The 25612-nt window shown below is 66.8% G+C and carries 24 protein-coding genes and 1 tRNA gene; 9 read left to right on the forward strand and 16 right to left on the reverse strand.

The window, feature by feature from the left end:
• Positions 1–52: 52 nt before the first annotated feature.
• The gene (locus JNO53_RS05970; RefSeq protein ID WP_203108644.1) at positions 53–718 is read right to left on the reverse strand and encodes an RlmE family RNA methyltransferase; all 666 of its coding nucleotides are present in this window, start codon (positions 716–718) and stop codon (positions 53–55) included.
• Complete coding sequence (locus tag JNO53_RS05975; RefSeq protein ID WP_203108646.1) at positions 718–1932, reverse strand: Ppx/GppA phosphatase family protein; 1215 nt, start codon at positions 1930–1932, stop codon at positions 718–720. The genes JNO53_RS05970 and JNO53_RS05975 overlap by 1 nt, the downstream gene beginning before the upstream one ends.
• 158 nt (positions 1933–2090) lie before the next feature.
• Here JNO53_RS05975 and JNO53_RS05980 point away from each other — a divergent pair.
• Together JNO53_RS05980 and ygiD are read left to right on the forward strand one after the other, a co-directional pair.
• Positions 2091–2164: transfer RNA gene (locus JNO53_RS05980), tRNA-Gln, on the forward strand.
• A 131-nt stretch (positions 2165–2295) separates the two neighbouring features.
• On the forward strand, positions 2296–3144 hold the full coding sequence (gene ygiD / locus JNO53_RS05985; protein ID WP_203108648.1) for a 4,5-DOPA dioxygenase extradiol: 849 nt from the start codon (positions 2296–2298) through the stop codon (positions 3142–3144).
• Between the two features lie 12 nt (positions 3145–3156).
• On the opposite strand, the gene JNO53_RS05990 is transcribed toward ygiD, so the two are convergent.
• The 5 genes from JNO53_RS05990 to JNO53_RS06010 all read right to left on the reverse strand — a co-directional run bounded on the left by JNO53_RS05990 (position 3157) and on the right by JNO53_RS06010 (position 10574).
• The gene (locus tag JNO53_RS05990; RefSeq protein WP_203108650.1) at positions 3157–4464 is read right to left on the reverse strand and encodes a PepSY-associated TM helix domain-containing protein; all 1308 of its coding nucleotides are present in this window, start codon (positions 4462–4464) and stop codon (positions 3157–3159) included.
• Positions 4464–5039, reverse strand: coding sequence for a hypothetical protein (locus JNO53_RS05995; RefSeq protein WP_203108652.1), 576 nt, complete (start codon positions 5037–5039; stop codon positions 4464–4466). The genes JNO53_RS05990 and JNO53_RS05995 overlap by 1 nt, the downstream gene beginning before the upstream one ends.
• Entirely contained in the window at positions 5039–7201 is a 2163-nt protein-coding gene (locus tag JNO53_RS06000; protein WP_203108654.1) for a TonB-dependent siderophore receptor, read from the reverse strand. Before JNO53_RS06000 ends, JNO53_RS05995 begins: the two co-directional genes overlap by 1 nt.
• 185 nt (positions 7202–7386) lie before the next feature.
• Positions 7387–8379 carry a DUF6607 family protein gene (locus tag JNO53_RS06005; protein ID WP_203108656.1) on the reverse strand — a complete coding sequence of 331 codons (993 nt, stop codon included), beginning with the start codon at positions 8377–8379 and terminating at the stop codon, positions 7387–7389.
• Positions 8380–8393: 14 nt separating this feature from the next.
• Entirely contained in the window at positions 8394–10574 is a 2181-nt protein-coding gene (locus JNO53_RS06010; RefSeq protein ID WP_443111160.1) for a TonB-dependent hemoglobin/transferrin/lactoferrin family receptor, read from the reverse strand.
• Between the two features lie 366 nt (positions 10575–10940).
• On the opposite strand from JNO53_RS06010, the gene JNO53_RS06015 reads away from it, so the two are divergent.
• The 3 genes from JNO53_RS06015 (at position 10941) to JNO53_RS06025 (ending at position 12794) form a co-directional block, all read left to right on the forward strand.
• Positions 10941–11408 (forward strand): hypothetical protein, encoded by a 468-nt coding sequence (locus tag JNO53_RS06015; RefSeq protein WP_203108661.1) that lies wholly within the window; start codon positions 10941–10943, stop codon positions 11406–11408.
• Entirely contained in the window at positions 11398–11811 is a 414-nt protein-coding gene (locus JNO53_RS06020) for a hypothetical protein (RefSeq protein WP_203108663.1), read from the forward strand. The genes JNO53_RS06015 and JNO53_RS06020 overlap by 11 nt, the downstream gene beginning before the upstream one ends.
• Positions 11812–11873: 62 nt before the next feature.
• Positions 11874–12794 carry an LOG family protein gene (locus tag JNO53_RS06025; RefSeq protein WP_203108665.1) on the forward strand — a complete coding sequence of 307 codons (921 nt, stop codon included), beginning with the start codon at positions 11874–11876 and terminating at the stop codon, positions 12792–12794.
• On the opposite strand, the gene thiD is transcribed toward JNO53_RS06025, so the two are convergent.
• The 3 genes from thiD to glmM form a co-directional block, all read right to left on the reverse strand.
• Positions 12791–13588, reverse strand: a complete 798-nt coding sequence (thiD, locus tag JNO53_RS06030; protein ID WP_203108666.1) for a bifunctional hydroxymethylpyrimidine kinase/phosphomethylpyrimidine kinase — start codon at positions 13586–13588, stop codon at positions 12791–12793. The genes JNO53_RS06025 and thiD overlap by 4 nt on opposite strands.
• 61 nt (positions 13589–13649) lie before the next feature.
• Positions 13650–13874, reverse strand: coding sequence for a DUF1272 domain-containing protein (locus tag JNO53_RS06035; RefSeq protein WP_203108667.1), 225 nt, complete (start codon positions 13872–13874; stop codon positions 13650–13652).
• Entirely contained in the window at positions 13874–15211 is a 1338-nt protein-coding gene (gene glmM / locus JNO53_RS06040) for a phosphoglucosamine mutase (protein WP_203108668.1), read from the reverse strand. The genes JNO53_RS06035 and glmM overlap by 1 nt, the downstream gene beginning before the upstream one ends.
• A gap of 78 nt (positions 15212–15289) precedes the next feature.
• Between glmM and JNO53_RS06045 the strand changes: the two genes are divergently transcribed.
• Both JNO53_RS06045 and JNO53_RS06050 read left to right on the forward strand, forming a co-directional pair.
• A complete protein-coding gene (locus JNO53_RS06045; protein WP_203108669.1) occupies positions 15290–16549 on the forward strand; it encodes a dicarboxylate/amino acid:cation symporter in 1260 nt (419 codons plus the stop codon).
• Between the two features lie 81 nt (positions 16550–16630).
• Entirely contained in the window at positions 16631–17242 is a 612-nt protein-coding gene (locus tag JNO53_RS06050; RefSeq protein ID WP_203108670.1) for a superoxide dismutase, read from the forward strand.
• A gap of 238 nt (positions 17243–17480) precedes the next feature.
• Here JNO53_RS06050 and JNO53_RS06055 read toward each other — a convergent pair whose 3' ends face one another.
• From JNO53_RS06055 to JNO53_RS15545, 3 genes are read right to left on the reverse strand one after another with little or no spacing between them, the layout of a single operon-like run.
• On the reverse strand, positions 17481–18674 hold the full coding sequence (locus JNO53_RS06055) for an AI-2E family transporter (protein ID WP_238401663.1): 1194 nt from the start codon (positions 18672–18674) through the stop codon (positions 17481–17483).
• A gap of 46 nt (positions 18675–18720) precedes the next feature.
• Positions 18721–19332 carry a sigma-70 family RNA polymerase sigma factor gene (locus JNO53_RS06060; protein ID WP_203108671.1) on the reverse strand — a complete coding sequence of 204 codons (612 nt, stop codon included), beginning with the start codon at positions 19330–19332 and terminating at the stop codon, positions 18721–18723.
• Positions 19332–19508, reverse strand: coding sequence for a NepR family anti-sigma factor (locus tag JNO53_RS15545; protein ID WP_203108673.1), 177 nt, complete (start codon positions 19506–19508; stop codon positions 19332–19334). Before JNO53_RS15545 ends, JNO53_RS06060 begins: the two co-directional genes overlap by 1 nt.
• A gap of 223 nt (positions 19509–19731) precedes the next feature.
• Here JNO53_RS15545 and JNO53_RS06070 point away from each other — a divergent pair, with 223 nt between their 5' ends.
• Complete coding sequence (locus tag JNO53_RS06070; RefSeq protein WP_238401664.1) at positions 19732–21366, forward strand: CHASE domain-containing protein; 1635 nt, start codon at positions 19732–19734, stop codon at positions 21364–21366.
• Between the two features lie 176 nt (positions 21367–21542).
• Here the strand turns inward: JNO53_RS06070 and JNO53_RS06075 are convergent, their stop codons facing one another.
• From JNO53_RS06075 to JNO53_RS06085, 3 genes are all read right to left on the reverse strand, one after another.
• Positions 21543–22337 (reverse strand): response regulator, encoded by a 795-nt coding sequence (locus JNO53_RS06075; protein ID WP_203108677.1) that lies wholly within the window; start codon positions 22335–22337, stop codon positions 21543–21545.
• 332 nt (positions 22338–22669) lie between these two features.
• A complete protein-coding gene (locus tag JNO53_RS06080; protein WP_203108679.1) occupies positions 22670–23080 on the reverse strand; it encodes a response regulator in 411 nt (136 codons plus the stop codon).
• A 114-nt stretch (positions 23081–23194) separates the two neighbouring features.
• Positions 23195–24358 carry an N-acetyltransferase gene (locus tag JNO53_RS06085; protein ID WP_203108681.1) on the reverse strand — a complete coding sequence of 388 codons (1164 nt, stop codon included), beginning with the start codon at positions 24356–24358 and terminating at the stop codon, positions 23195–23197.
• 144 nt (positions 24359–24502) lie between these two features.
• Here JNO53_RS06085 and JNO53_RS06090 point away from each other — a divergent pair, with 144 nt between their 5' ends.
• Entirely contained in the window at positions 24503–25591 is a 1089-nt protein-coding gene (locus JNO53_RS06090) for a fatty acid desaturase (RefSeq protein WP_203108683.1), read from the forward strand.
• Positions 25592–25612 lie beyond the last annotated feature (21 nt).

Here is a 25612-nt window from a genome sequence, read left to right on the forward strand (position 1 = left end):
ATTGGTGTCCCGGCCGAGGCCGGGATCGCTCCCGCAGTCTCGTTGCCGGCCGCTAGTCGCGGCCCTTGAAGCCCTGCGCCACGACATACCATTCCGACGAACCCTTGCGGCTCGCGGGGGGCTTGGCGTGCTTGACAGTGCGGAAGTGCTTCTTGAGCAGCGCAAGCAGCTCGGTATCGGTGCCTCCGGCCAGAACTTTGGCCAGGAAAGTGCCGCCTTCGGCCAGGTTCTCGACCGCGAACCAGGCCGCGGCTTCGACCAGGCCCATGGTGCGCAAGTGGTCGGTCTGCTTGTGACCCACGGTGTTCGCCGCCATGTCCGACATGACGAGATCGGGCGGACCGTCCAGCGCGGCTTCGAGTGCGGCCGGCGCGGCGTCCGCCATGAAGTCCATCTGCAGGATCGTGACGCCCTCGATCGGTTCCACTTCGAGCAGGTCGATGCCGACGGTCGCCGCCTTGGGCACCTGCTTGCGCACGACCTGGCTCCACCCTCCGGGCGCGATGCCGAGGTCGACGACGCGGCGCACGCCCTTGAGCAGCCCGAACTTCTCATCGAGCTCGATCAGCTTGTAAGCCGCGCGGCTGCGGTAACCCTCCGCCTTCGCCTGCTTGACGTAGGGGTCGTTGAGCTGGCGTTCGAGCCAGCGAGTGGACGAGGCGGTACGCCCGCGCGCGCTGCGCACGCGCTTGTCGGGATTGCGGCCAGAGCGTGCCATCAGACCCTCTTCGATGCTTGCGCCGCGCGGCCGGGCGCGGGCGTGACGCCGGCCGCCATCAGGCTGCGCAATATGCCCTCGCGAATGCCGCGGTCGGCGACCCCGAGCCGCTCGGCCGGCCAGATGTCGAGGATCGCCTCCAGAATCGCGCAGCCGGCGACGACCAGCTCTGCCCGGTCGTTGCCGATGCACGGCAGCCGCCCGCGCTCCTCCGCGCTCATGGCGGCGAGGCGAGCGCTGATGGTGCGCATGTCATCCGAGGGAACGATCAGGCCGTCCACCGCGCGGCGGTCGTATTGCGGCAGCTCGAGATGGACGCTGGCGAGCGTCGTCACCGTGCCGCTGGTCCCGAGAAGCCGAATCTCGCGTTTCGTCCGCGCCGCCTCGGCAATCCGCTCGGCGAACGGGGCGAAGCTTTCCGAAACGACGCGCCGCATTTCCGCGTAGCGGGCGAGGCGCCCCTCGGTCGTCCGCTCGCCCCTCGCGACCATGTCGGACAGCGAGACGACGCCCCAGGGCACGCTCTGCCAATCGAGAATGCGGGGCACGGGGCCTTCGGGCTCGATCAGGACGAGTTCGGTCGAGCCGCCGCCGATATCGAAGATCACCGCCGGACCTTCTCCGCGCTCGAGCAGAATATGGCAGCCGAGCACGGCGAGCCGCGCTTCCTCCTGCGCCGAGATGACGTCGAGCACTATGCCGGTTTCCTGCCTGACGCGTTCGATGAATTCCGCGCCGTTGGCCGCGCGGCGGCAGGCTTCGGTCGCCACCGAGCGCGCGAGATAGACATGGCGCCGACGCAGCTTTTCGGCGCAGACCCGCAGCGCGCCGAGCGCGCGGTCCATCGCCGCGTCGCTGAGCCGCCCCGACATGGCGAGCCCCTCGCCGAGGCGCACGACACGGCTGAAAGCGTCGATCACGGTGAAGTTCTCACCCGCGGGCCGCGCGATCAGCAGGCGGCAGTTGTTGGTGCCGAGGTCGAGCGCGGCATAAGCCTGTCCCCGGTGCGGCGGCGCGCCGCGCGGCTCGCCCCCCCCTCTTCCATTCGAGTGGGCATCCGAGCGTGCGTCCGAGCGGCGGGCCGGACGGCTTCCGGGCTTGGTCTTGTCGATAGGCGCGGGGCGCTTGTAGCGGAAATCGGCTACTTTGCCGGACGTCTTGCCCCCTCGTGCGCCTTGTCTCCTGTCGCTGTCCGGCGGAGAAAAATCCGCCATACTTCAATACTTTCACTTCCACCCGCACGTGCTTGCGCGGGGACCTGGCACCGATGCTAGCGCGCGGAGCAGGCGGGGGCAAGCGCGCAGGCCAGAGCGGGCTTGACCTGGGCCGCGCGCAAAACTAGATGCGCCCCCTCGCGACCACACTCGCGCATTGCCCCGTCGTCTAATGGTAAGACTACGGACTCTGACTCCGTCAATCGAGGTTCGAATCCTCGCGGGGCATCCAGCGACAGCATCGAGATCTCGCGCGATCGCGAGGACTGGCGCGCCGCGAGAGGGGCGCGTAGCGTGCGCGCGTGTTCCCGATGGTGCGCGGATCTACTGGCGGTCCGGTGGCCCCGGGGCAGGAGAGTGGTCATGAAGAGTCCCGCGCTGTTCATCGGACACGGCAGTCCGATGAATACTCTGGAGACGAACCGGTATACGCAGGGTTGGCGCACGCTCGGCGCAGCCTTGCCCCGGCCGCGCGCCATTCTGATGGTCTCGGCCCACTGGTTCTTTGGCGCGACCGCAGTGACTGCGATGCGCATGCCGCGCACCATCCATGACTTCTACGGCTTTCCGCAACCGCTGTTCGACTTCCAGTACCCGGCACCGGGCGCACCCGATGTGGCGCAGGAGATCGTGGAGGCCGTGAAGCCCGAATGGGTCGGGCTGGACCGGGATCAATGGGGGCTCGACCACGGTGCGTGGAGCGTGCTGGCGCATCTCTATCCGGAGGCCGACATTCCGGTGGTGCAGCTCTCGATCAACGCGCTGAAGCCGCTCGACTACCACTTGGCGCTCGCCGCCCGGCTCGCGCCGCTGCGGGAGCGCGGCGTGATGATCGTGGGAAGCGGCAATGTAGTGCACAATCTCCGCCAGGTGCAGTGGAAGAGCCCGGAGATGGCGTTCGACTGGGCCGAGCGGTTCGACGACGCGGCGCTGGAGCTGATGACCGGCGATCCCGGCGCGATCCTCAAGCTCACCGAGCACCCGGACTACGCGCTTGCCGTGCCGACGCCGGATCATTTCGTCCCGCTGCTCTACGCGGCCGGCCTCGCTGCCGAGGGCGAGGGCCGTGCCGACGCCTTGCTGCGCGGCTACAGCATGGGGTCGCTGTCGATGACATGCTACGGCATCGGAACGGCGCTCCGCCTCGATGAGCACGGTGGCGCGGCGGCCCCGATTCCCCGCAAGCCGCCGCCCGAGCAGACCAACACCTAAGACCGCCGCCGGTCAGGCCGCGGCAAGCTGCGCGCGGGTCTGCTTGCGCGAGGCGGCGAGGATCGAAGCGGCGATGTAGAGCGCGAGGCCGATCCAGAAGATCGCCACGAACGGCGCCTCGTTGCCGATCGTGAAGCGAGCCAAGACCGTCGCCGCCAGTGCGACCGGGCTGCCGACGATCACCCCTGTCCAGGCTGCGCGCAGGCGGGGCTCCTCGATTCCGCGCCGGCGGCGCTTGCCGAGCCAGATATAGGTGCCGGTGGCGCAGATCGCGGTCAGCGCCGCGCCGAAGATTACGTAAGCGATCTTGACCCAGAACCCGCCGAAGTTGCCGAAATGGAGTTTGTAGGTCGACGCCGCGGCCTGCTGACCCAGTGCGCCGTCGGAAAGGCCTGCGGTGCCTTCGAAGCGACCCTCGCTGTCGAACGTGTAGTATTCGCCGAAGATCAGCCGCTGCTCGTGCTCGCCGACCATCTGCACGTGCTGGCCGGCGGTCAGCGGATCGTGGAGCACGGCATAGGTCAGCCGCACGTCGGGATATTCGGCGGTCATGTGGCGCAGCGCGGCGGCGATATCGGGCGCGGGTGCGGGGCTCGCGTCGTGCGCGCCTTCTTCGCCGAAGATCGGTCCGTAGACCGCCTCGACGTCGCCGTCGTAGGCGGTCCCGGCGACGCCGTAGGCCGTCACGACCGCGAGCCCGATCAGCGCGCCGGTCAGCGCGATTGCGACCGTGAAGGGGAGGGTCCAGACGCTCAACCGGTTGTGCCAGTCGACGAGGCCGACGCCGCCCTTGTCGCGGGCACGCAGCCGAAACGCGTCGCGGAAAATGCGCGGATGCGCGATCACGCCCGAGAGCGCCAGCGCCAGCATCATCACGCCCAGAACGCCGACGATCGTCAGCCCGACGAGGCTCGGCAGATTGAGCGTGTAGTGGAGCTGGACCAGGAAATCGTTCCACGCGATCTCCTCGGGCATGGCGAGATTGCCCTGCGCATCGAGGTGGAACGCCTGCGTGTCTGTGGTGACGGTAGCGCGCGGCAGTTCCTCGACCGGGATATGGACGTAGAGGTGGGTGGTCGTCGGCAGCCCGGCCGCGTCTTCGACTGCCAGCACGCGCTCCACGCCGCGCTGGACCGCGTCCGGTGCGATCGAGGTCATCTCGGGCGCGCCGGGCTGTTCGAACCGCTGGAGCTCGACGTAGAACACCGCGATCGTGCCGGTCAGCGAGAGGATATAGAGCAGGGCCCCGGCGATCAGACCGATGGCGGCATGGGCGGACAGCGCACGCTTGACGGTGCCCGGTTCGATGGTTGCGCTCATCATGCGGCTCCCACAAGAAACGCGGGCAGAGCCGCGCTGGCAGTGACGGCGAGGTAGACGATCTGGCGCTTCCGGCTCGCGGTCATGAGTAGCATGAAGGCGAGCACCGTCCAGATCACCGGCGTCGCAAAGAGCGCGAGGACGTTCGCATTCGCCTCACCCGCGCCCATTACCGCTGCGAGCCATCGCACGCCCAGGGCGAACGCGATCGAGCTCAGCAAGGCGACGATCACGACCAGCAGGAACGTCGTCAGCCGCGCTCCGATGCGGAGCGGCGCGGGCCCTTCGGGCATCATGCCCGCACGGCGGTTCGATGCCTTGGCGCGGCTCGCCGGCGCGCGGAAGCCCTCCCAGGCGAGGATCGCGCAAGCGGCGCCCATGGCCCAGAGCGAGACCACGCTGGCTCCCCAGGCCCCGGCGGCCGCCCATCCGAGGATGAGGGCGGCGAGGCAGAAGCCCCATCCGGCCGCGTTGAGTGCCGCGGAACGCCCCTTCTGTCCCCATGAGACACGCAAGACAGCGACTGCCACGATCGCGAGCGCCGATCCGGCGATGATGTTCCCCCCGGCACCCATCAGAAGCGGTAGCTCACGGTGCCGAACACGTTGCGCTCGCTGCCCATGAAGCAGTCGCCGCGCGCGAGGCAGGCGGAGTAATAGCGCTTGTCGAACAGGTTCGTCGCGTTGATCGCGAAGCTCCAGCGGTTCCAGCTCAGTTCGGCGAAAGCGTCGGCCAGCGTGAAGGCCGGGGTGACGAGTCCGTCGGGGAAAGCCGGGCCATACGACCGGTTCTTGCCCACATGCCGCACACCGCCGCCGAGCAGAAGCGAAGCCTCGTCGGACAGCGCGAACCGCTTGGTGCTCCAGAGCGAGGCGTTGAACTTCGGCACATTGTCGAGCTGCCGGTGCGTGCCGTCGATCTCCGCCTCGTTGTAGCTGGCGTTGGCGATCAGGTTCAGATCGCCAGGCAGCGTGGCGTTGGCTTCGAACTCGACGCCCTTCGACGTCATCGAGCCGATCTGGATCTGGTCGAAGGGATCGGGTGTGCTGTCGTCGGAGACCGGGCGATTGGTTTCCTCGATGTGATAGCCGGTCAGGGTTACCAGCACCGAATCAGCCGGGTGGAACTTGATCCCCGCTTCGTATTGACGGCCCTGCTTGGGGACGAAGGGAGCGCCGTTGCTTGATGTGCCGGCGGTCGGTTCGAAGCTTTCGGTGTAGCTGAGAAACGGCGACACGCCGGGAATGATTTCCGCGATCACGCCCGCGCGGAAGGTGGTGGCGGCATCTTCCTGTCGGGCACCGTTGAAACTGCGCGAGCCGGTCCAGTCGCGCCGCGCGCCCAGCACGAGGGAGACCCGGTCGAAGAAGCGAATCTGGTCCTGCAGGTAAATGCCGAGCTGATCCTGCTTCACGTCTTCCGAGGGATCGGATGGCTGCGGCAACCCTCCGCCGAAGTCGGACAGCGCATCGTAATCGATGTCGTAGATATCGATGTACTCCATCCCGAAGCCGCCGACTTTGCGGACGCGGTTGAAGCTGAAGTCGACCCCGGCGAGCACCACATGCTCGATATTGGCGCCCGTGTTGAAATTGAACTGGGCGTTGTTGTCGGTCGAGAAGATTTCCATTCGCGCCCGGCTGCCGTCGGCATAGAGGCCGATCGTGCGCTGGTCCGGATCGGGAACGGGCACGCCGTCCGCGTCGAGAACCGGCTGCCCCGTCACCGGGTCGAGCAGGACGTACGGGTTCGTCGGGTTGGAATAGCTATTCGCATAATGTGTCAGGTAAGTCAGGTCGCTGTCGATGTAGCGCGCCTTGAGGTTGAGCCGGGCGCCCTCTCCGAAACGGTGCTCGAACAGCGCGGTGCCTTGCAGCAGACGCCCATCGTAGCGGTCCCAGCCGGGCTTGCCGACGAACAGGTCGTGCGGAAGCGTGCCATTTGGGTTGGGCAGGATCGTGCCGACGAGCGGTAGGAACTGCGCGGTCGAGCCGCCGTCGTCCTCCTGATAGAGACCGATCAGCGTGAAGTCCGTGCCGGGCGAGGGCTTGAAGGTCAGCGACGGCGAGATCATCACCCGGTCGTCCGGCACGAAGTCGGTTTGCGTATCGGAATCGCGCGCACGGGCGACGATGCGGGCGGCGAGGTTGTCCGTCAGTGGCCCCGTCAGGTCGGCGAGTGCCTCCTTGCGGTCGTACGAGCCGTAGCGGACCGAGACTTCGCCGCTGGTCTCGAACTCGGGCCGCTTGGAGACGAGATTCATGATCCCGCCCAGCGCGCCCTGGCCGAACAGGACCGAGGCGGGCCCGCGCACCAGCTCGACCTGGTCGAAGTTGTACGGATCGGCGCGAATCGTAGCGTAGTAGCTGAAGACGTCGCGCATCCCATCGCGGAACTGCAGCGCGTTGATACCTCGTACGAAGGCACCGTCGACACGACTGTCGGGGCCGTAGGGATTGGCGGTCACGCCCGAAACGTAGTTGAGCGTATCGCTGACCGAGATGGCGCCCTGCGCGAGGTAGAGTTCATCATCGATGATCGTGATCGGCTGCGGCGTCTCGATGATCGGGGTGTCGGTCTTGGTCGCGGTGCTGCTTTCCTGGCGCGCGCCGGTGACGACGATCTGGCGCTGCTCGTCGGCGGTGTAGGCTGTCTCCGCCGCGGCATCGTCCGCCGCGAGCGCGGGGACCGGAACCAGCGCAGTCGCGCAGAGAATGGAAAGCCGGAAAAGTCGCATGAATACCCCTCGAACCTGAACTCGGCGGGGACGGCTAATGCGAGTCACTCGCACTTGCAAGAGATATTGTTTTTCTTGGCATGGCGTTGGATGGTGTCTGTGGCTGCTGTGCCGGCCAATGCAAAAGGGGCGGCGCAAGGACGCCGCCCCTCCAGCCCGCCCCTCCCGGGGCGATTTCCGTCTGGTCAAAGTGTGGCGGTATGCGTCTCGATCAGACCGGTTGCCTCGGCGATGGCGTCACTCGTGGCGATCGTGCCGTCCTGGATTTCGTTCGCTAGTTCGAGCAGGCGGCCGCTGACGACGGTCCCGGTGTTGGCCTCTTCCTCGATGGCGATCCCGCCCTTCGCTGCCGCGATCTCGTTCCACTTGGCGCGCACCGCGGCCCAGTAGTCTTTCGTCGCGGACCAGTACGCGTCGGCGGCCGAGACTTCGTAGCCATCGAACTTGGTATAGGTGTTGAGCACGTATTCCTGCACCACCGGTTGCAGACCGCCCACACCGCTTTCGGCGGGCATCATCTTGGTATTGTCCTGCCAGTGGATCCAGCCGGTCGGGGTGAGCTGGTGGCGGTTGATCGCGGCGTAGCGGTCGTAGATCGGATCCCGCACCGCATCCCGCCGGGCGAGCGGGCGCCAGGTCCAGTTGGAGCGCCAGCGGCGGATGCCGTGGGTCGTCTCCCATTCGCCCCAGCCGGCATAGCGCGGGCTGTCGTCGACCTGATAGACCGTCTGCGACCAGCGGCCGTTGCGCATCCGCTCGGGCACGTCGGTCCATTCCCAGCGGCCGGGGCCGACATAGGCGAGGATCCTCGTCGGCTCGTACTCCCAGTCCTGCCGCCAGTGCTTGATGACGAACGTCTCGCCCTCGTGCTCGGCCACGAGCAGGTGCTGGAGCACGATCTTGGTGCCGGTGTCCTCGATCACGCGGACCGACTCGCGGCCGCCCGAGATCTTCCGATCGAGCGGCTGGTAGCTCCCCATCCACGGCGTCGATTCCTGCATGTCGAAGCGCACCTTGTAGTCGCCCGCCATCGCGAGGATCGTCGCCCGGTCCTGTTCGAACATCGCGCTCTCCACCGCTTCGCCGCGGTCGGCGATCGGGCCGTCGGCGAGCGCCGGCGTGGCCGCGAGCGCGATGGCGAGCAGCGCGGAGCCGAAGAAAGTCCTGGTCTTGGTCATGGTCGTTTCCCCTCTTAGAATCGGAAGCTGAGCGAGACGCTCGCGTTGCGGCCGGGCCGTGTGTAGGCATCGATGGCAGGCGCATCGGCCGCCAGCCCGCGCACGTCGGACCAGTAGGCGTAAGTCTCGTCGGTCAGATTGAAGACGCCGGCGCGCAGCTTGATCGCTTCGGTCAGCGCGACGAAGGCGGTTGCGTCGAGAATGGTGAAGGCACCGGGCCGGTAGCATGCCGTCGTGCACGCACCGGCGGTGTCGTCGAGCGACTTGCGCGCATGATGCGTCGCGATCAGCTCCGCGCCGAAGCGGCCTGCCGGCTCGCGATAGCCAACACCGGCGACGAGATTGAGTGGGTCGATCGTATCGAGCGGCCGCGGTGCCTCGCCCGGCGAGAGGATGTCGCCGTCGGCGTAAGCGATCGCGAACCGGCCGTAGAAGCCGTCCATCCTGTAGGTGGCCTTGGCCTCGAGCCCCTCGATCTCGACCCGATCGTAATTGACGAACTGGTAGATCGCCGGATCGGCTGGCGTGAACAATCCGCTCACCACCTGCTGGCTGATGAAGTCGTCGTAGTCCGCATGAAATGCGACCAGCGAGAGCGAGACCGCATCGCCGGTGAAGCGGATGCCGCCTTCCCAGCTTTCACTGCGCTCGGGCCCAAGATCCGGGTTCGGCGCGGAGATGTAGCCGTGGGCGAGATTGCCGAAGAAGTTGTTCACCTGGCTCGGGGTCGGCGCGCGGAAGCCTTGCGCATAATTGCCGAACAGCAGCACCTCGTCGGACAGGCGCGCGGTCACGCCGAGCTTGGGCGAGAGGCGGCTGTCCTTCTGCCCGGCGCCCTGGAAATCGGGCAGCAGCGGGTCGTCGGTCGGGTCGAGTTCATAGAAATCGAAGCGAAGCGCCGGGAAAATCGTCAGCGCGCCATCGAACAGCGCGATCTCGTCGGCGAGGAAGACGCCGCCCAGCGTGAAGTCGGTGACGGGGAAAGCACGGGTCGGAAACACTTCGCCGGCGGGCGGCACGGTGCCGTCGCGCAAGCCCTCCTGCCGGGTGAAGCTGACGTCACCCCCGAAGGCCAGCGTGTGTGTGATCGGCCCGGTCGCAAAGGTGCTGCGCGCCTCGGCAGCAGCGCCGTGGACACGGTTCTCGAACGTGTTGAGGCGCTCGCGATCGGGTACCGGCGTGCGGACTTCGCGGGTGAACTGCACGTCCTCGCCGTTCTGGAAATAGACCGCGGCATGGGCGTAGTCGATCGCGCCCGTGCCTTCGTCGGTGAAAGTCCAGTCGAGGGAAACACGGGTGCGGTCGGTCGTGTCGTGCGCGTTGAGATCGTCGACGTTCCACACCGGCGTGGGCCCGAAGAGATAAGCCGGACCTTCGCCGGAGAGGATGTCGCTGGAGAGCTCGCTCTCGAGATATTCGCCCGTCAGCCGCACGCGGTGCGGTCCGCTTTCCCACACAAGCTTGCCGAGCAGCGCGTTCGAGTGGCCATCCTGCAGATTGGGAAGGGTTCGCTCCTCCCCGATACCACCGACGGTGCCCTTGTTGTCGAGCTCCTCGAAGTCGCGGCGGGTGTAGGCGATGAGCGCCGACCAGTCGCCGGTGCGGCCTGCCACCGCGGCAGTTTCGGCGAATTCGTCGTCGGCGCTCGAATAAGAGGCGCGCACGAAGCCGCCGACCGACTTGCCGGCGTCGATCAGATCTGCCGGGTCGCTGGTGGTGAAGCTGACCGCGCCGGCCAGTCCGTCGCTGCCGTACAGCGCGGAGGCGGGGCCGCGCAGGATCTCGACCGATTTGACCAGCGAAACGTCGGTATAGCCGCCGCGCCCGGCCTCCTGCGCGCCGAAGGTGAAGCCTTGCGGGCTGCGGACGCCGTCGACCTGGATCAGCACGCGGTTGCCGCCGATCCCGCGGATCACGAAGTCCTCGTTGCGAGCGCGGCCGGTGGTGCCAAGCGCGGCGCCGAAGCGGGCTGGCGCGCGGCGCACCGAGACGCCGGGTTCGTAGCGAACGAGATCCTTGATATCGGTTGCGATCGTGTCCGCGATCTCCTCGTCGGTGATGACGGTAACCGTCGCCGGCACGTCGTCGATCGAGACCGGCGTGCGGGTCGCGGTGACGACGATGTGCGGATCGCGCTCGGCACTGGCGGCGCCATCTGCCGCGTCCTCGGCCTGCGCCGTGCCCGTGCTGAGCACTGCTAACGCGATCCCCGTCGATGTGCACAGCCACCGGCCGGATCCTAGCGCGATCCGCAGCCTGCCCCTCATATCGTCACTCATCTGAGCCCCTGTTTGGCCATTATTGATAATGATTCGCATTAGAATCACTGAGGGTATGCGTCAAGCGGGATCGCCGAATTAAGGCGGCCCGTCCATACGTGCCGGGAGGCTCGCTCAGGGAAAGCGTATTTCCTCCATAGGTTTAATGGCGCGGAGTCGCGGCCATCGTTCTGAGGAGCGTGGGTGAGTTGGTCGGGTTTTGCAGGACCTTTCTACCAGAAGCCTATTGCCATATCTCAGCTAATGAGAATAACTCGCAATTATGAATCGAAGGAGAGCGATGTGGCGATAGGCAGGGACACGTTCGCGCAAGGCGTCGTCATCAGGCTCTTCCGCGCCTGGTCGGCGCAGGTCGACGCCGGTCATGCACCGATGGAGCGCCTGCAGGAGATCGTCGCGCCGCTCGACTTGCCGGATGAGACCGCGATCGCCTGTGCAAGCCTGTTCGAACTGATCGAGGGGCATCTGGGGCGCCGGCTCATCCGCGAATCCTGCTGCAGCCGGCGACTGTCGCCCGACGAAAGCGCGCTGCTCGGCGTGCTTCGCGTAGCACCCTCGCTATCCACCGTCGCGGGCACGGCGGCGGTCCCTCACGGGCTACCGGGCGCGATCGTCTGGGCGGTGATCGCCGTGCGCCACGCACTAGGCATGGTCGAGCCGGACGATAGCCCCGACGAAGAGTCGCACGGGCCCGTCCCTGCCTGCCCGTTCTCCCCGCGAATCCGCACGGAGGCGCTTCATGGCCTTTGATCTCGCCGCGCTGACCAGCACCCCCGACTTGCGCGAAGTCTCGCCGATCCACGCACGGCTCGTGGGGGCGATGCGCTATACCCACATCGCGCGGCGGGTTGAGACCTACTCGCATGCGGACCTCGCCCGTTGGCTCGGCACGCCATGCGCGGTGCAGAGCTTTCACGTCTTCCTCGACGAGGCCGGCCGCGCCTGGCCCGATCCGATCGCGCTCAATCCGCCGTGCCAGCCGCTCTTCAGCTACGACGAAATGCTGCTCGTCGATCTCGCGACCGCAGCCGCGCGCAACGACCGGTGTGCGTTCGACGACTTCGTCCGCGACATGGTCGGATTGAGCGGGCGCAATGCTCTCTGGAGCGCGGCGCGGCGCCTGATGCGCTACCTCACGACGGTGGTCGGCTGATCGCGCACCGTACCGGCGCATCGTGCTTGCCCGCCGGGGGCGGTGGGCCTAGGGCGCTGGCAATGGCAGACGAAGAAACGAAGAAGAGTGAACGCGATCTCGCCGATCGCAAGTTCTACCCCGCCGACCAGGAAGCCGCTTTCTCCGACCGGGCCTCGCCCGACACGCCGCAGACGCGCCATCCGGCCTATCGCCTGGCGTTCCGCGATACGGACTTCCTGCTGCGCGACGAACTCCGGCCAGTGCGCTTCCAGCTCGAGTTGCTGAAGCCCGAGATGCTGCTCGACGAGGCCGGAGTGGGGTCCACTCTGGTCATGTACGGCTCCGCCCGCATCCCCCCGCCCGAGTCGGTGGCTGAGGCAATGGAGGGGGCGGTGAAGCTGCCTGAGGCCGAGCGGCGCGTGGTCGAGAACCTCGCCAAAAAGGCGAAGTACTACGGCGAGGCCTACAAGCTGGCCAAGCTGGCCTCGGAAAAGTCGATCATCGAGGATGGCAAGCGCCAGTTCGTGATCTGCTCGGGCGGCGGTCCGTCGATCATGGAAGCCGCGAACAAGGGCGCGAGCGACGCCGGGGCCGAATCGATCGGGCTCAACATCGTGCTGCCGCACGAGCAGGCGCCCAATTCCTACGTCACGCCCTATCTCTCGTTCCAGTTCCACTACTTCGCGCTGCGCAAGATGCACTTCCTGCTGCGGGCGAAGGCGGTGGCGGTGTTCCCCGGCGGGTTCGGCACGTTCGACGAGTTCTTTGAACTGCTGACGCTGATCCAGACCGGCAAGATGAAGCCGATGCCGATCTTGCTGTTCGGCAAGGACTTCTGGAACCGCGTGGTCGATTTCGAGGCACTGGCGGACGAGGGCACGATCAACCACAAGGACCTCGAGCTGTTCCGCTGGTGCGAGACGGCCGAGGAAGCGTGGGAGAAGATCGCCGGGTTCTACCAGCTCGACGACTACGGTTCTCCCGGGGACGAAGCGGTCTAACTTCCTCCGCGCACCGCCTGATGGCCGAGCGGGCCGCTGCCCGCGCCGAAGCCGGGCGCCTTGTGCAGCGCCTCGATGACGAACCGCCGCGCGAGGCGGATGGCATGGTCGAGCGGCTGGCCGTGGCCGAGCAGCGTCGCGATCGCCGATGCGAGCGTGCAGCCGGTGCCGTGGGTGTGGCGGGTATCGATGCGCGCATCGTCGAACGACGCGAAATCTCCGCTGGCGTAGACGAGGCGGTCGACCACCCGCTCGCCGCTCGCGTGGCCGCCCTTGGCGAGCACGGCGCAGCCATGCGCGGCCGCCAGACTGTGCGCGGCGGCCGCGATCTCGTCCGGCGTCTCGCAGGGCATGCCGGTGAGGGCGGCGAGTTCGGGCAAGTTCGGGGTCGCCAGCGTCGCGCGCTTCATCAGTTCCGCGAAGGCGGCGATCGTTTCGTCGCTCGCGAGCACCGCGCCGCTGGTCGAGACCATCACCGGGTCGAACACCACGTGCCCGTCGAATCCGGCGAGCCGCTCGGCAACGGCGTGGGCGATCTCGGGCGAGCCGAGCATGCCGATCTTGATCGCATCGGCGCCGATGTCGGACAGGCAGCTTTCGATCTGCTGCTCGACGAAGGCAACGGGGAGCAGTTCGACGCCCTGCACGCCGGTCGTGTTCTGCGCGGTGATCGCGGTGATCGCGGTCATGGCATAGCCGCCGAGCATGGTGATCGTCTTGATGTCGGCCTGGATGCCGGCGCCGCCCGAGCTGTCGGACCCGGCGATGGCGAGAATGCGGGGAGGTGTGGTCATGCGCCACGCCTTGCCCCCGGCGCAGGACGAAGTCGAGATGCGACCGTTTACAGGCGCGCGGTTAGGTCTTGAACTTGCGCTCCCCGCTCGGCGGATACTTCGCTTGCAGTGCCTTCGCGCGGGTCGGGCGGTCCATCAACTCGCCGCCGCAGTTCGGGCAGGCATCGTCGAGCGCCTCGGCGCAAGGAGCACAGAAGGTGCACTCGAAGCTGCAGATGAACGCGCCCGGCGTTTCGGCCGGCAGGTCCGCGCCGCAGCGTTCGCAGTCGGGCCGCATCTCGAGCATCAGGCTGCTTCCTGCACCGCGGCGCAGATGCGGTCGACCACTCGTTCGACCTGCTGCCCGTCGTCGCCTTCGGCCATGACGCGGATCAGCGGCTCGGTGCCAGAGGCGCGGATGACCAGCCGCCCCTTGCCCGCGAGCTCCGCCTCGGCCTCGGCGATGCAGGCCTTCACCCGCTCCGCATCGAGCGGGGCGCCGCCGTTGTAGCGCACGTTCTTGAGCAGTTGCGGCACTGGATCGAACAGATGCAACAGCTCGCTCGCGCGCTTGCCCGAACGCACGAGCCCGGCGAGCACCCGGAGCGCGGCGAGGGTGCCGTCCCCCGTCGTCGCGTGGTCGAGCAGGATCATGTGCCCCGATTGCTCGCCGCCCACGTTGAACCCGCCCGACTGCATCCGTGCGAGCACGTGGCGGTCGCCGACCTTGGTCCGCTCGAGCGAGAGGCCCTTGCTCGCAAGGTAACGCTCGAGTCCGAGATTCGACATGACCGTCGCCACGACCCCGCCGCCGCGCAGCGCGCCTTTCTCCGCCATGCGCGTGGCGATCAGCGCCATGATCTGGTCGCCATCAACGGTGCGGCCTTTCTCGTCGACGACGATCAGGCGATCCGCATCGCCATCCAGTGCGATGCCGATGTCGGCGCCTTCGCGCACGACCGCTTCACAGATCGCCTCGAGCGAGGTCGAGCCAACCCCGTCGTTGATGTTGGTGCCGTTGGGCGCATCGCCGAGCGTGATCACTTCGGCGCCCAGCTCCCAGATCGCAGAAGGGGCGACCTGATAGGCGGCGCCGTTCGCGCAATCGACCACGACCTTGAGCCCGTCAAAGCGGGTTTCGTTCGATACCGATTGCTTCACGGCGTGGATGTAGCGCCCGCGTGCATCCTCGATCCGGCGGGCGCGGCCGATCATTGCCGGTTGCGCCAGCGGCGGGTCGCATTCGAGCAGCGCCTCGATCGCCAGCTCGTCCTCGTCGGAGAGCTTGAAACCGTCCGGGCCGAACAGCTTGATCCCGTTGTCCTCGAACTTGTTGTGGCTGGCCGAGATCATCACGCCGAGATCCGCCCGCATCTCGCGCGTGAGCAGCGCGATCGCCGGCGTGGGCAGGGGGCCGGTCGTCACCACGTCCATGCCGACGCTGGTGAAGCCCGCGACCAGCGCGCTTTCCATCATGTAGCCCGAAAGCCGCGTATCCTTGCCGATCACCACGCGGTGGCGATGGTCGCCGCGCAGGAAATGGCGGCCCGCCGCCTGGCCCACGCGCATCGCGGTGGCGGCCGTCATGACGCCATCGTTGGTGCGGCCGCGGATGCCGTCGGTGCCGAAAAACTTGCGTGTCATGTTCGAAATCTATCCCGATGCGATTTGCCACGCAGTTCTGGCGCGGTTAGGCGACGAATGGAAGGGACCCGCGATCGGATGGCCGTCGAAAAGGCAGAATCGAACGAACTCCTGGCGATCCGCCTGCCGGTCTGGTGGACCTTCGGCGGGCTTGTCGCCGGTTTGCTGGCGGGGCTGGTGCTCGCCGGCACCGATGCGCTTGCGCCGGTTCTCGCGGTAACGGAGCCCGCGGGCACCCTGTGGCTGCGCGCATTGCAGATGACGATCATCCCGCTCGTCGCCGCGCTGCTGGTGATCGGCATCGCCCAGATGGTTCGCGCGGCGCGCGCCGGCAGGGCGGCGCGGCGGATGCTCGGGTGGGTCTTCGCGGTGCTGGTCTTCTCCGGGATCGTCTCTGCGGTTTTCATGCCGCTGCTGTTGAGCATCTTTCCGATCCCCGCGGCGGCCGACACGCTGCTGGAGACCGGCGGTATCGCGCCGCAGGAGGTGCCGGGCGTCAGCGAGTTCGTCACCTCGCTGATTGCTCCCAATGTGATCGCTGCCGCGGCGGAAACGACGATGCTGCCGCTGACGATCTTCTTCGCGCTGTTCGCGGTCGCGGTTGCGCGCTTGCCGGAGACGCAGCGCGCGACCCTGCTCGGTGTGTTTCAGGCGCTCGCCAATGCGATGCTGACGATCATCGGCTGGGTGCTGTGGATCGCGCCGGCGGGCGTGTTCGCGCTCGCTCTCGGCGTCGCGGCCCGGGCGGGCGGGGGCGCCTTCACCACGCTGGTGCACTACATCCTCGTCGTTTCGGCGATGGGCGGCGTGGTGCTCGTTGCCGGCTACTTTCTTGCCTGGTTCGCCGGCGGCATCAGCCCGGTGCGCTTCGCCAAGGCGATGATACCCGCGCAGGCCGTCGCCGTCTCGACACAGAGCTCACTGGCGAGCCTGCCCGCCATGCTCGCCAGCGCGCGGCGACTTGCCATTCGCGAGAGCACCGCCGATTTCGTGCTGCCGCTTGCAGTAGCGATCTTCCGTTCCACCAGCCCCGCGATGAACATGGCGGTCGCGATCTACGTGGCCACGCTGGTCGGAGTCGAGCTGACGCCGATGCTGCTCGCTACCGGAGTGGCGGTTGCGCTGGTGATCAGCGTCGGCACGGTCAGCCTCCCGGGCTCGATCAGTTTCGTCGTCTCGATCGGGCCGATCGCGCTCGCGATGGGCGTCCCGGTCGAGCCGCTCGCGCTGCTGGTGGCAGTTGAGATGCTGCCCGATCTCATGCGCACTCTCGCCAATGTCACGATGGATGTGGCAGTGACCGCCGCGACCGATCATACGGACGAGGAGTCGGACTGAAACATGCAACGTATCGGCCGCCTGCGCGTTGATCGGGCGAGCCGGGAACCCTTCACCACTGAACCTTAGAGGAGCCAACTCATGGCATTCAGACTGATCGACCTGCCCTATCCCAGCGACGGCCTCGCGCCTGCGGTCTCGGCCGAGACGCTGTCCTACCACCACGGCAAGCATCACCAGGCCTATCTCGACAAGACCAACGCCGCAATCGCCGGCACCGACCTCGACGGGCAGCCGCTCGAAGCAGTCGTCGCCTCGGCGCGCGGCAGCAACCAGGGGCTGTTCAACAACGCGGCGCAGAGCTGGAACCACGGGTTCTACTGGCACTCGATGGCGCCCGACGGCGGCGAGCCTTCGGCCGAGCTGACGCAGATGATCGATGCCGCCTTCGGCTCGCTCGATGATCTCAAGACCAAGCTGGCCGAGCGCGGCGCAGGCCACTTCGCGAGCGGCTGGGTCTGGCTGGCGGAGAAGGGCGGCAAGCTCTCGATCGAGGAAACGCACGACGGCGACACGTTGGCCGACCTCGATTTCAACCCGCTGCTGACGGTCGACGTGTGGGAGCACGCCTATTACCTCGACCACCAGAACCGGCGCCCCGATTACCTCGACAAGGTGATCAACGAGAAGCTGAACTGGAAGTTCGCTTCGGAGAACCTGGCGCGCGGGGAGACCTGGAAATATCCGGCCTGATCAACCACAAGGCATGACAGAGGCCCGTTCCGCATCGCGCGGGGCGGGCCTTTTCTATGGCATATGCCGCTTGATGCGGAGCGATCGATTCCCTTCCCCGTCATGCTGAACTTGTTTCAGCATCCATCGGTCCTCGGGGGCCGGCAATTGGGGAGGAGAAATGGGCCCTGAAACAAGTTCAGGGTGACGAGGAGCGAACTCCGCCTTCTGCTTAGAAGTGGATGTTTGCGGACCTTTTCTATACCGGCTCTTCCTCGTGCCCCATTTCCATCAGGTTGGCCGCGAACAGCGGTTCGCCGAAAATGAAGCCGACCAGATTGGGCCGCCCGACATGGTCGAAAAAGGCGGTCAGCATGAGCAGGATCGGCACCGAGAGCAGCGCACCGAACACGCCCCAGACCCATGAGAAATAGCTGAGCGCGATCAGGATCAGCACCGGATTCATGGTGAACCGCGCGCCGAGGATCGACGGGGTGACGATGTTCGACTCGATCGTGTGCAGGCCGAGATAGGCGGCGGCGGGAATTATCCCCACGAGGACCGTTTCCGCCGTGCCGATGCCGAACAGCGCGAGCAGCGCGGTCATCGCCAGCGGCCCGATATAGGGCAGGAAGTTGAGGATCGCGGCAAGGCCGCCCCACATGACCGGCGCCTCCACGCCCAGCGCCCAGGCGCCGAGGGCGACGATCACGCCGACCCCTGCGTTGATCCAGGCGACGGTGAGGATGTAGGCGGCGACCCGGTCCTGCACCTCGCGCATCACGCGCGCGGCCTTGATGCTGGTGCCGAAGCTCGCCCGGTCGAACAGCAAGTGGCGGCGCAACCGCACGCGGGCCTCGATCATGAAGAAGGTCATCAGGAACGTCAGCAGGACTTCCAGCACGACGCTCGGCGTGGCGAAGGCGAGCTGCTCGATGACCGATGGGCTGGCGAGCACGACTTCGCGGCCCGAGCGGCCCATGAGCCCGGCGAGCCGCTCGTTCGCCAGCGCGATCCAGGCGAACTGGTCGCGCAATTCCGAAAACCGCGCGCCGACCTGATCGGCCATGCGCGGGAGCGAATCGAAGAGGGTGATCGCCGGCTGCAGGATCAGCGCGAGCGCGAGCAGCAGAACGGCGAAGAACGCCGCCAGCGCAATCAGCGATGCGAGCACGTTGGGAAGCCCCCAACCCGCGAGCTTGTCGGCCAGCGGGGCGAGAATGATCGTCAGCACCAGCGCCGTCACCAGCGGCAGGAACACGACCGAGCCGATCGAGAGCACGAAGGGCAGGGCGAGGAACAGCCCGAGGCCGATCAGTAGGACGAGCGTGGAGATCAGCCGCAGTTCCTGCTCGGCAAAGGCCGTGCGCCGCAACCGCCGCACGGGCGGCACGTCGCTCCCGGCGCGAGTGTCAGGTGGCACCTCGGTCATGCGGCTGTCGGATCCCGTCATTGGCTGCTGCGGAGCTTTGCCGCTGCGGGGCCGCGCAATCAAGCGCTCACCGCGTCGGCGAGGTCTCGCCGCGGCCGGCCGCCACGTCGTCGAGTTCCTCGAGAATCGCACGATGCGCGACCTGGTCCTCGATCGAACGCTGCGGGATCGAGCCGTCCTCGAGCATGGTGTTGAGCGCGGCGCGCGCGCGGCCAACGCGGCTCTTGATCGTGCCGACCGCGCAGCCGCAGATCGTCGCCGCCTCTTCGTAGGAGAAACCGCCCGCACCGACGAGCAGCAGCGCTTCGCGTCGTTCGGGCGGCAGGGTCAGCAGTGCGCGGTGCATGTCGGACAGGTGGATCGGCTCCTCCTGTCCGGCCGGCTGGGTCAGCAGCCTTTCCGCGACGTTCTCGTCGTATTCGCCGCGGAAGCGGTTGCGCCGCATGTCCGTGAGATAGGCGTTGCGCAGGATGACGAAGGTCCAGGCGCGCATGCTGGTGCCGGGCTCGAACCGCTCTTGCGCGGCCCATGCCTTCAGAAGCGTTTCCTGCACGAGATCGTCGGCCATGTCGGGACGGCCGCACAAACCTCTGGCGAACGCCCGCAGATGCGGCACGACCTCGGTCAGTTCACGTTTGAAATCGGCCTTCTGCGAGGCCGTACGCTCGTTTCGCGCCATCAGGATTTATCGTCCAGCTTGGCCAGAAGATCCTTGAAACTATCCGGAAGGGGTTCATCGACCACCGAATCGTAGAGCTGGCGCAGGCCCTGGGCCCACCCCGGATTCTCGCCGCTTTTCGATTTTGCGTCGCCCCCCCGGGCCGCCCCCGTGCCTCGATCCCTGTCAGTGTGCATGCAGGTTCACAAATCCTTTAATGAAAGTCATACAACGCACTTAACCGTAGTTCGCGTTGCCGAAATTTTCCAGTTTCGATGTCTGGGGAACGAAGGCGGCTTTTCTTGGTTCCCGCAAGGCAATGGGGGTCCACGCGATCATGATACAAAAAACATCGATCGGGGGTAACGGCGCGGGTTGATGCGGATTCAAGGGCCTCGAAGGACCAGAACGCGCCGGTGGTTGGTTGAATATCCTCGCGCAGCTCCGGTCGGAATATTTCTCCTCGTCGCAGCGATCACCGCGCTCAGCGTCTTCGCGATCGAGCGCGGAGAAGCGGAGCGCGAATCCGCCACGCTCAACGAGCGAGCGCGCGCGGTCGCCTCCGCGCTCGAGCGGCGGGGCAATGCGAGCGCCGCTTACTTGCGCGCCGGATCGGCCATGTTCGCCGCGGTCGACCGGGTGGACGAGAATCTGTTCGACCGGTTCGTTTCCGAACTGCAGCTCGATTTCGACTATCGCGGCGCGGAAGGGATCGGCTGGGCGCAGAGCCTCCGGACATTCGAGCTCGAACAGTTCCGCCTGGGCGCTGACGAAGGCGTGTCGAGTACGGTCCGGATCCGACCCACCCCGACGGGCGTGACCGGACGCGTCGTGCCCGTCACCTTTCTCCGCCCGCTGACCGAGCGCAACCACCGTATGCTCGGCTACGACATGTATTCGGAGCCGGTCCGCCGGACGGCGATGGAAGAAGCAGAGAAATCGGCTCAACCGACGGCGAGCGGCAAGCTCGTTCTGCCCCGCGGCGGGAAGGACACGCCGGGCTTCGTCATCTACATGCCGGTGTTCCAGGGCGGCCAGGGCGTGGGCCGCCGGGTGCGCGGCTTCGTTTTCAGCCCGTTCGATGCGGAGGACTTCCTGACCTCCGCGCTCGAGCTGGCCGATGCGGGCGAGCGCGGCGTCCGGCTCTACGACGGCGAGGCGACGCCCGACCGGCTGCTTGCGCAGATCGAGCCCGTCACCGGTTCCGGCATCGTCGCGCAGAAGCAGATCACGATCGCCGATCGCCCGATGGTGGTCGAGGTGGAATCGGCCGGCTCCTACTCGCTTTCGACCCTGTCGATGCTGACCCTGCTGTTCGGGCTGCTCGTGGCAAGCCTGCTGCTGGTGGTGGCGCGGCTGGTAACCCAGCAGGCGCGCGAGGACCAGCTCAAGCTCGAGTGGCTGGAGGAGCAGGATTCGATCCGCAATTCGCTGACCCGCGAGCTCAACCACCGGGTCAAGAACACGCTCGCCAACGTGCTGTCGATCGTCGCGCTCACCCGGAGGCGCTCGGAAACGCTGGACGAATTCGCCGACGGGCTCGACGGACGCATCAGGGCGATCTCGGCGACGCACGACCTGCTCACGCAGTCGGAATGGGGCACCACCCCGGTACGCGCCGTCGTCGCGGCCGAACTGGCGCCCCACGTCAGCGACAGCGGCCAGGATTTCGTCATCGCCGGGCCCGAAGTCGAGCTTGCGCCCAACGACGCGTTGACGCTCGGGCTCGCGATCCACGAACTCGCGACCAATGCCTCGAAGTTCGGCGCCCTGAGCGAGCCTGAAGGGCGCGTCTCGGTCACCTGGGAGCTGGAGGGCAAGGACATCGTGCGGATGGAGTGGGTCGAGACCGGTGGACCGCGGCTTGCCGGCCGGCCCCAGGGCCGCGGCTTCGGCCTGGATCTGATCGAGAAGATCGTCGCGCACGAGCTCAACGAGAAGGTCGAGCTCGACTTCCCGCCCGAAGGCGTGCGCTGCACCTTGCGCATTCCGGTGCGCCGGCCGAGCGAATTCGCCATCCGCGCAGCGCGGCGGCGGAGCGTGATCGAAGGGTGACGCCGCGCCGGCGGTCGCAGCTGGCTGCCAACCACCGTCATCCCAGTGCAAGCTGGGATCGCATGCAGCACCGTAAAACCGGTGGAGAACGATCCCAGCTTTCGCTGGGATGACGGATTGGAATGATCCCGAGATTGCCAGGCGGCTGGCTCGCCGGCCGCCCGCAACTTGCCCGATCAGGCGATCGGGCGGCTCGAGTTGAAGAACAGCGCCTGGCTGATCGCCGTGCGGACCGTGGCTTCCTTGAACGGCTTGGTGACCAAGTAGGTCGGCTCGGGCCGGTCGCCCGTCAGCAGCCGTTCGGGGTAGGCGGTGATGAAGATCACCGGCACGCTGTCGATCGCGAGAATGTCGTCGACCGCATCGAGCCCCGACGAACCGTCCGCGAGCTGGATGTCCGCGAGAACGAGCCCCGGGGTGCGCTGGGCGACCACTTCCTGCGCTTGCGTGCGCGTCGCGGCGGTCCCGCAGATCTCGTGACCGAGCGAGGTCACCAGATCCTCGAGCTGCATCGAGATGAGCGGCTCGTCCTCGATGATCAGGACGCTCGTTGCCGATTCACGATCGATTTCCTCGACCGCTTCCTGCACCAGCTTCTGCACCGAGTCGCTGTCCAGATCCATGATCTCGGCCGCCTGATCGACGCTGAAATCCTCCAGCGTCGTCAGCAGCAGCGCCTGCCGGTTGAGCGGCGTGATCGTGCTCAGGCGGTCGTGCGCGGCGGCCTCGTGATCGCTCGCGCCGGTGCCGGCACCCGCCACTTCCATATGCGCGCTGGCCCAGATCTTGTTGAACGCGCGATAGAGCGGCACCCGCCCTTCGGCGAGCGAGGCCTTCAGGTCGTCGTCGGCAAGCGCGGCTTCGAGCGTCTGGCGCACGAACGCGTCTCCGGTCGATTGCGATCCCGTCAGCGCGCGGGCGTAACGGCGCAGATAAGGCAGGTTGTTGGCGACTTGCTCTCCAAGCGGCATGAATTCCCTTCCCTAGATAGGCGTCGCTAGAACGCATGCGTGCGGGCATGGTTCCGAAGAGCCCGTCTGGTGGACGATAAGCGCTTGTTGCGCAACCATTATGCTCTGCGCCGAAGCATGATAAAAATTTTCGAAATTTTTTCATGAGCGCAGGGAACCGGATTTGGGGCCGAACATTATCCCAGTGTCACCGCCGAGACCCCCCTCCCGTCCAAGCGGCTGGTGATACGATCCCGAAGGGCCTCCGTTCGAATTTCGAGCGGAGGCCTTTTTTCTTGCCCTAGGCGCGTGCACGCGGTGCCGTCTCGCACCGGATCCTGGGCCGCCTCGAACTAGCGGGCGATAAGGCGGAAGCGGGAGAGCAGCCCGCGCGGATGCTGCTCCCGAACGGCACGGACGAGCGCGGCTGGCTCGTATGGTTTCACCAGGACCGGGCCCAGCGCCGCGATCTCGGGTGGAATGCGCTCCGGCGCTCCGGTCGAAAAGACGATCCCCGGCGGCTTGGGGCCAAGGCCGCCGACCAGCTCGGCGACTGCCCAGCCATCGTCGCGATCCGCCAGATGGACATCGAGCACGATCACGTCGGGCCGGGCGCTGCGCAGAGCCGCGAGCGCCGCGTCGGTGGTATGGCAGATCTCCACTTCCGCCGCGCCCGCATCGATCAGCGCCCCTTCCATGCTGAGCGCGACCAGTGCGTCGTCCTCGACGATCAGAATGCGCCCGAGCTTGCTGGTCGACTCCATGGTGCTGGCATAATCCGTTCGGCCCGGCCCCTTGCCGTGCGCTTGCTGGTCAACGGCAGGAGAGATGGCGCGGTTCCCGCCCCGCCTGCCGATCCGGCGGGGTTGAGCCGCGGATTACAATGCCTTGCGGTAGATCGCGTACTCGCGGTTGATCCTGCTCTCGATCGTGTCGGCGATCGCGATCATTCCCTGGTTGTCGTCGAGAATCCAGCCGATCTCGCCGCGCGTGGTTCCGTTCACGCGCGTCGTGTCCTCCCGGATCTCGCTGATCATCATGAAGGCGAGTTGGCTGGCGAGCCGCGAATTGTGGAATTCCTTGAGCACGCCCATCAGCGGCACGCGCGCGGTTCGCGCCCGCGGTTTGCGCAGCCAGCGCAGCATGGTGATCCAGCCGAAGGGGAACAGTTTTCCGCCGATCCGTGCCAGCGGTTCGTTCACGTCGGGCAGCGCGAGCATGAAGGCGACCGGCTTCCCGTCCAGCTCGGCGATGCGGGTCAGTTCCTCGCGCACCAGCGGCTGCAGCTTCTTGGCGCCGTATTCGATCTCGCGCTCGGTGAACGGGACGAAGCCCCAGTTGTTCGACCAGGCGTCGTTGAGGATGTGCAGCACGGTGCGCACGTCCTGCGTGTAGTTGGCATGGTCGACCGGGCGAATGCGGATGCGCGGGTTGCGCTGGCCGGATTGCACGATGCGCCGCACGAGCGGAGGGAAGTCCTCGCTCACGTCGAGCTCGTAGGTGTAGAGGTGCTTGACGACCTCGTATCCCGCGCCCTCGATATAGCCCTGGTAACGCGCCGGGTGGTGGCCCATCAGCACCGTCGGCGAGTGATCGTGCCCTGCGATGAGCAGACCCGGTTCCTCCCACATCGACAGCGAGATGGGGCCGAGCGCCCGAGTCATCCCGCGGTCGCGCAGCCAATTCTCGGCCGCCTCGAGCAATCCGCGAGCGACGAAATCGTCTTCGGCGTCGAAATAGCCGAAGATGCCGGTGCCGGGGCCGAATCCCTGCTCCGGCCGCATCTCCAGCATTATCCGGTCGACGCAGGCCGCGATCCGGCCGACGGGCTTGCCGCCGCGCCGGGCGATGAAGAGCTGGACGTCGGCATGCTCGAACAGCGGATTGCGCTCGGGATCGAGCAGTTCGAGCTGTTCGGAGCGCAGTTGCGGCACCGAATGCGGCGTCTCGGCAGCGAACCGCCGGCCGACGTCGACGAAGGCCGCGCGCCCCGCCTTGGTCTTGCCGTCAACTGGTTCGATTACTACGTGGGCGTCGATCACGGGGTGTCCTGTTCAGCTTGGGTTAGCCCTGTGTTCGCTTGTTGCAGATTGTCAAGCGACAGCGCCAAAGGCGTGCCGGCCGGGACGGGATTGTTCCGCAAGGCGGATTTTTGCTGTAGAGCGCGGTTTCCGGGAAATATGGCCATGAACATGCATCAGAGCATAGATTCCATTGCCCTCGCGCGCGCGGCAGCGTCCGTGCCGCCGAAGCAGGCGATCGCGGACGACAAGGCCATGCTGCGTGCCGCCCGCGACCTGACCAAGGATCTGATCGTCGCCAGGCCGGCGATCTACTGGACCGACATGCTGCTATCGGCAGGGCTCGGCTATGCCGCGCTGGCCGGGGCCATCCTGGTCGGCAGCGTGCCGCTGGCCGTGGTCCTGGGCGTCGTCGCCGCGCTCTCGCTCTACCGCGCACTGCTGTTCATCCACGAGCTCTCGCACATCCACCGCGACGCGCTGCCGGGCTTCCGGCTGGCGTGGAACCTGCTCGTCGGCATTCCGATGCTCACGCCCTCGTTCATGTACGAAGGCGTGCACACGCTGCACCACGCACGCACGCGCTACGGCACGGCGGACGATCCAGAGTATCTGCCGCTGGCGCTGATGAAGCCGTGGTCGCTGCCGCTGTTCGTTCTCATCGCGCTGCTCCTGCCCTTCGCACTCCTGTTCCGTTTCGCGGTACTGGTGCCGCTGGGTGCGGTGATCCCGCCCATCCGTACGATCGTGTGGCAGCGCTTCTCCTCGCTTTCGATCAATCCGCAGTTCCGCCGCCGCCCGCCCGAGGGCGAGCTCCGCCCGCGGGTGTTCTGGCAGGAACTGGGCGGCAGCGTCTGGGCCCTGGCCCTGCTTGGCAGCACCTTCCTGATCGGCTGGCAGCCGCTGCTGATCGCGCTCGCGGTGTTCTCGGCCGCGGCGGTGCTCAACCAGTTGCGCACGCTGGTGGCGCACTTGTGGGAGAACGACGGCGAACCGATGACGGTGACCGCGCAATTCCTCGATTCGGTGAACGTGCCCCCGCCGGGCCGGATCGCGGAGATCTGGGCGCCGGTCGGCCTGCGCTACCACGCGCTGCATCACCTGCTGCCGAGCATGCCCTACCACTCGCTGGGCGAGGCGCACCGGCGGCTCGCGGCGCATCTCGGCACGGGTTCGACTTACGACGGCGCAAACCACGCCGGCATGGTCCCGCTGGTCCTGCGCATCGCCCGCAGCACGATGCGCCCGCGCTAAACTGCGTCACGGCAAAGAAGA

The organism is Altererythrobacter sp. C41, from assembly GCF_016803135.1.
Lineage (GTDB): Bacteria > Pseudomonadota > Alphaproteobacteria > Sphingomonadales > Sphingomonadaceae > Pelagerythrobacter.

What these genes read in the sequence shown, in the direction of transcription:
- JNO53_RS05990 (WP_203108650.1), bottom strand. Translation starts at nt 4,464, where the DNA reads ATGAGCGCAACCATCGAACCGGGCACCGTCAAGCGTGCGCTGTCCGCC.
- JNO53_RS06020 (WP_203108663.1), top strand. Translation starts at nt 11,398, where the DNA reads ATGGCCTTTGATCTCGCCGCGCTGACCAGCACCCCCGACTTGCGCGAA.
- JNO53_RS06090 (WP_203108683.1), top strand. Translation starts at nt 24,503, where the DNA reads ATGAACATGCATCAGAGCATAGATTCCATTGCCCTCGCGCGCGCGGCA.
- JNO53_RS06050 (WP_203108670.1), top strand. Translation starts at nt 16,631, where the DNA reads ATGGCATTCAGACTGATCGACCTGCCCTATCCCAGCGACGGCCTCGCG.
- JNO53_RS05975 (WP_203108646.1), bottom strand. Translation starts at nt 1,932, where the DNA reads ATGGCGGATTTTTCTCCGCCGGACAGCGACAGGAGACAAGGCGCACGA.
- JNO53_RS05970 (WP_203108644.1), bottom strand. Translation starts at nt 718, where the DNA reads ATGGCACGCTCTGGCCGCAATCCCGACAAGCGCGTGCGCAGCGCGCGC.
- ygiD (WP_203108648.1), top strand. Translation starts at nt 2,296, where the DNA reads ATGAAGAGTCCCGCGCTGTTCATCGGACACGGCAGTCCGATGAATACT.
- JNO53_RS06045 (WP_203108669.1), top strand. Translation starts at nt 15,290, where the DNA reads ATGGCCGTCGAAAAGGCAGAATCGAACGAACTCCTGGCGATCCGCCTG.
- JNO53_RS06075 (WP_203108677.1), bottom strand. Translation starts at nt 22,337, where the DNA reads ATGCCGCTTGGAGAGCAAGTCGCCAACAACCTGCCTTATCTGCGCCGT.
- JNO53_RS15545 (WP_203108673.1), bottom strand. Translation starts at nt 19,508, where the DNA reads ATGCACACTGACAGGGATCGAGGCACGGGGGCGGCCCGGGGGGGCGAC.
- JNO53_RS06060 (WP_203108671.1), bottom strand. Translation starts at nt 19,332, where the DNA reads ATGGCGCGAAACGAGCGTACGGCCTCGCAGAAGGCCGATTTCAAACGT.
- thiD (WP_203108666.1), bottom strand. Translation starts at nt 13,588, where the DNA reads ATGACCACACCTCCCCGCATTCTCGCCATCGCCGGGTCCGACAGCTCG.
- JNO53_RS06000 (WP_203108654.1), bottom strand. Translation starts at nt 7,201, where the DNA reads ATGCGACTTTTCCGGCTTTCCATTCTCTGCGCGACTGCGCTGGTTCCG.
- JNO53_RS06005 (WP_203108656.1), bottom strand. Translation starts at nt 8,379, where the DNA reads ATGACCAAGACCAGGACTTTCTTCGGCTCCGCGCTGCTCGCCATCGCG.
- JNO53_RS05995 (WP_203108652.1), bottom strand. Translation starts at nt 5,039, where the DNA reads ATGGGTGCCGGGGGGAACATCATCGCCGGATCGGCGCTCGCGATCGTG.
- JNO53_RS06035 (WP_203108667.1), bottom strand. Translation starts at nt 13,874, where the DNA reads ATGCTCGAGATGCGGCCCGACTGCGAACGCTGCGGCGCGGACCTGCCG.
- glmM (WP_203108668.1), bottom strand. Translation starts at nt 15,211, where the DNA reads ATGACACGCAAGTTTTTCGGCACCGACGGCATCCGCGGCCGCACCAAC.
- JNO53_RS06055 (WP_238401663.1), bottom strand. Translation starts at nt 18,674, where the DNA reads ATGACGGGATCCGACAGCCGCATGACCGAGGTGCCACCTGACACTCGC.
- JNO53_RS06080 (WP_203108679.1), bottom strand. Translation starts at nt 23,080, where the DNA reads ATGGAGTCGACCAGCAAGCTCGGGCGCATTCTGATCGTCGAGGACGAC.
- JNO53_RS06025 (WP_203108665.1), top strand. Translation starts at nt 11,874, where the DNA reads ATGGCAGACGAAGAAACGAAGAAGAGTGAACGCGATCTCGCCGATCGC.